Here is a 3,275-nt window from a genome sequence, read left to right as displayed (position 1 = left end):
CGCAGACCCACCGCACCAGGAATGCCAACCACGGCCGGAATCAACCACCAAAAACCCACCCAGCTGTCACAAACAGCTTGATATATACCGAATTTCCGGCGACCTCGATGGTTTAAGGCGAACTCGCGGAGCTAGAGACGTTCCAGCTGCACAGGCTCGGCCAGCAAAGCACTGAGGGATTCGTTCAGGTCCTGCACCGCGATGCCCTTGGAGTGCTTCTCGAGCAGTTCCTCGGATTCCCAGCGTTCGGTGAGGACGAGTTTCTCTTCGGTGGCTTCAGTCAGTTCGTAACGGATGCAGCCGGGCTCGTTGACTACCTCGTCAATGGCGATTTCCAACGCGAGCTTCACGCGGAAGAACTCGCCTTCGTTGGGGATGAACGTAGCCTTCAGGTCAATGGGTGCACTCATGGGTCCAACCCTACCGGCAGGACACGGCTGCCTTGGAGGTGGTTACGGTTCTGTTGCGCGGCAGGGCTTGGTAGCGTTCCGTCATGTTGTCCTACACCGCCGGAGACACCGACGTCCCGTTGCTCGAAGAGACCATTGGCGCCAATTTCGAGCGCATAGCCGCCCAATTCCCTTTGCGGGACGCGCTCATCGAGGCCGCTGCCTCGCCGGGCGGTGAAGCCCGCCGCTGGAGCTACCAAAAGCTGAACGACGACGTCGATCGCCTCGCCCGCGCGCTGCTCGCCGTGGGGGTGGCAAAGGGTGAGCGGATCGGCATCTGGAGTCCGAACTGTGCCGAGTGGACCATCCTCCAGTACGCCACTGCCAAGGTAGGTGCGGTGTTGGTGAACGTGAACCCCGCGTACCGGAGCCACGAACTCGAATTCGTGGTGAAACAGAACGGCATGCGGATGTTGGTCACTGCGCCCAAGGACAAGAACAGCGACTACGTCGGTATGGCCAGGGCTGCGGCAGCTACGTGTCCCGAACTCAAGGAGATCGTCTTCCTTCCCGGTGATCCGACGGCGGGACTGACGGCGGGCGTCCCTGAAGCCGGCCACGAACTGAGCTATGCCGAGCTCCTGACCCGGGCTGACGGCGTCGGACTTTCAGCACTGCCTGAGCGCATGGCGGAACTGGACCCGCACGATCCCATCAATCTGCAATACACCTCGGGGACCACGGGTTTTCCGAAGGGTGCAACGCTGACCCACCACAACATCCTCAACAACGGGCACTCCATCGGGCGGCTACTGGGTTACACCGAGCATGACCGCGTGGTGATACCGGTGCCGTTCTACCACTGCTTCGGCATGGTGATCGGGAACCTGAATGCGCTTAGCTTCGGAGCCGCCACCATCATTCCGGGCCGTGGCTTCAACCCGTCGGCGGCCCTGGAAGCGGTCCAGGATTTCGGGGGGACTTCGCTGTACGGGGTACCCACCATGTTCATCGCGGAGCTGGCGCTCGCCGATTTTGCGTCCTACGACCTTTCAACGCTGCGGACCGGAGTCATGGCGGGCTCGCTGTGCCCCATCGAGGTGATGCGGCGGGTGATCGATGAGATGCACATGGTGGACGTGGCCATCTGCTACGGCATGACCGAGACCTCGCCTGTGTCCACCATGACGCGGGCAGGGGACACCCTGGAACAGCGGACGTCCACGGTGGGCCGGACCATGCCGCACCTGGAAAGCAGGATTGTGGATCCTTTGTCCGGGGAGGTGGTGGAACGTGGTGTGATCGGCGAGCTCTGCACGCGCGGGTATGCCGTGATGCAGGGCTACTGGGGACAGCCGGACAAGACCGCAGAAGCCATCGACGCCGAGGGGTGGATGCACACGGGGGACCTGGCGCGCATGGATGAGGACGGCTACCTCGTGATCGAAGGCCGGATCAAGGACATGGTGATCCGTGGTGGGGAGAACATCTACCCGCGTGAGATCGAGGAATTCCTCTACCTGCACCCTTCCATCCAGGACGTCCAGGTGATCGGCGTTCCGGATGCGAAGTACGGCGAGGAACTGATGGCGTGCATCATCCTCAAGCCCGGCGCCGAGCCCCTGACGGCCGATGACCTGGCCGAATACTGCCGCGGCAAGCTGGCCCACTACAAGATTCCCCGCTACATCGACGTCCGCGAGAGCTTCCCGATGACCGTCTCCGGGAAAGTCCGCAAAGTGGATATGCGCCAGGAAGCGGTGTCCCGGCTCCACCTCTGAAAGCAACGCGGGGTCACTTATGGCCCATGTTTCCTCCATTTATGGGCCATAAGTGACCCCGCGTTGCAGTTTGGGAAAGTGGGCCTGTGGATAACTCCATTTGAGGTGCTCGCTGCCGAGAGACTGGAGTGCATGGTTCGCATCAGTCATTTGCCCGAGGTTCTCGGCACCCGTCCTTTTACGATTTACGAGTCGCGTGAGCTGGGGGTGCCGAGGAAACGGCTGCGGGCCAAGGACATCGACGACGGCGGTCGGCTCATCTACCTGCCACGCGGAGCCGACGTGGAACTCATTGAGCGGGCCCGGGTCCTCACGGCCGCAACCCCCGGGGCCTGGATCTCTCATGAGACCGCCGCTATCCTGACGGGCCTGGGGCTTCCGCCGTGGATGGGGAACAACGACACCCTGCATCTGAGCAAGCCGCACGAACTGCCCAGGGTCCGGAGGGCCGGAGTGACAGGGCATCGCGTCCGTGTTTTCCCAGGCGAAGTCATGGATCATCAAGGCATACCCGTGTCGGTTCGCCCCAGAACCTGGTTGGATCTTGCCAAGTCGATGCCCCTCCCGTATGTCATCGCCATGGGCGATCAACTCATTCGCCGGCCCCGGCCCGACCTGGAGCTGCGGACTGAACCTTATGCCTATAGCTCCGGGCTGAGGCTGCTCATCCGGCAGCATCCAAACCTCCAAGGGGTAGAGAAAGCACGGCTGGCGCTGGACGAAATGAGGATCGGAGCTGACTCGTATCCCGAGACGTTCCTGCGATTGGCCATGCGGGACGAGGGGCTGCCCGAGCCGGAACTGCAGTTACGACTGGACCCGGAGAACCCGTGGTCGCCAACGACCGACCTCGGGTATCGGCGCTTCCGGATTGCAATCCAGTACGACGGCGCCCATCACCTTTCGCGCGAACAGCAGACCCGTGACAACCGACGCGATGAAGCCTTCCTGAGTGCGGGATGGTCGTATTTCAAGGTCAACGCGGACGACATGGCGGAGGGGTTTGCCGGGGTCATCTCTCGTATCCGGTCAGCCAAACTCCGCACCAACTAAAGCAACGCGGGGTCACTTATGGCCCATAAATGCGGCAAACATGGGCCATAAG

The 3,275-nt window shown here is 62.0% G+C and carries 3 protein-coding genes; 2 read left to right on the top strand and 1 reads right to left on the bottom strand.

Translation table 11 applies throughout. The features are described 5' to 3' along the window. Positions 1-131 precede the first annotated feature (131 nt). The gene (locus ACFUOZ_RS21250) at positions 132-410 is read right to left on the bottom strand and encodes a putative quinol monooxygenase (protein WP_262275691.1); all 279 of its coding nucleotides are present in this window, start codon (positions 408-410) and stop codon (positions 132-134) included. An 83-nt stretch (positions 411-493) separates the two neighbouring features. Here ACFUOZ_RS21250 and ACFUOZ_RS21245 point away from each other — a divergent pair, with 83 nt between their 5' ends. Beyond that, positions 494-2,170 (top strand): AMP-binding protein, encoded by a 1,677-nt coding sequence (locus tag ACFUOZ_RS21245; RefSeq protein WP_377551994.1) that lies wholly within the window; start codon positions 494-496, stop codon positions 2,168-2,170. Between the two features lie 132 nt (positions 2,171-2,302). Further along, positions 2,303-3,223, top strand: coding sequence for a hypothetical protein (locus ACFUOZ_RS21240; RefSeq protein WP_377551991.1), 921 nt, complete (start codon positions 2,303-2,305; stop codon positions 3,221-3,223). Positions 3,224-3,275 lie beyond the last annotated feature (52 nt).

This window comes from Paenarthrobacter sp. NPDC057355, assembly GCF_042667405.1.
Lineage (GTDB): Bacteria > Actinomycetota > Actinomycetes > Actinomycetales > Micrococcaceae > Arthrobacter.
Note: the sequence above shows the minus strand (reverse complement) of the source record. Positions and strands in the feature narration are given on the sequence as shown.

Coding starts and splice junctions, on each gene's coding strand:
- ACFUOZ_RS21245 (WP_377551994.1), top strand. CDS start 494: ATGTTGTCCTACACCGCCGGAGACACCGACGTCCCGTTGCTCGAAGAG.
- ACFUOZ_RS21240 (WP_377551991.1), top strand. CDS start 2,303: ATGGTTCGCATCAGTCATTTGCCCGAGGTTCTCGGCACCCGTCCTTTT.
- ACFUOZ_RS21250 (WP_262275691.1), bottom strand. CDS start 410: ATGAGTGCACCCATTGACCTGAAGGCTACGTTCATCCCCAACGAAGGC.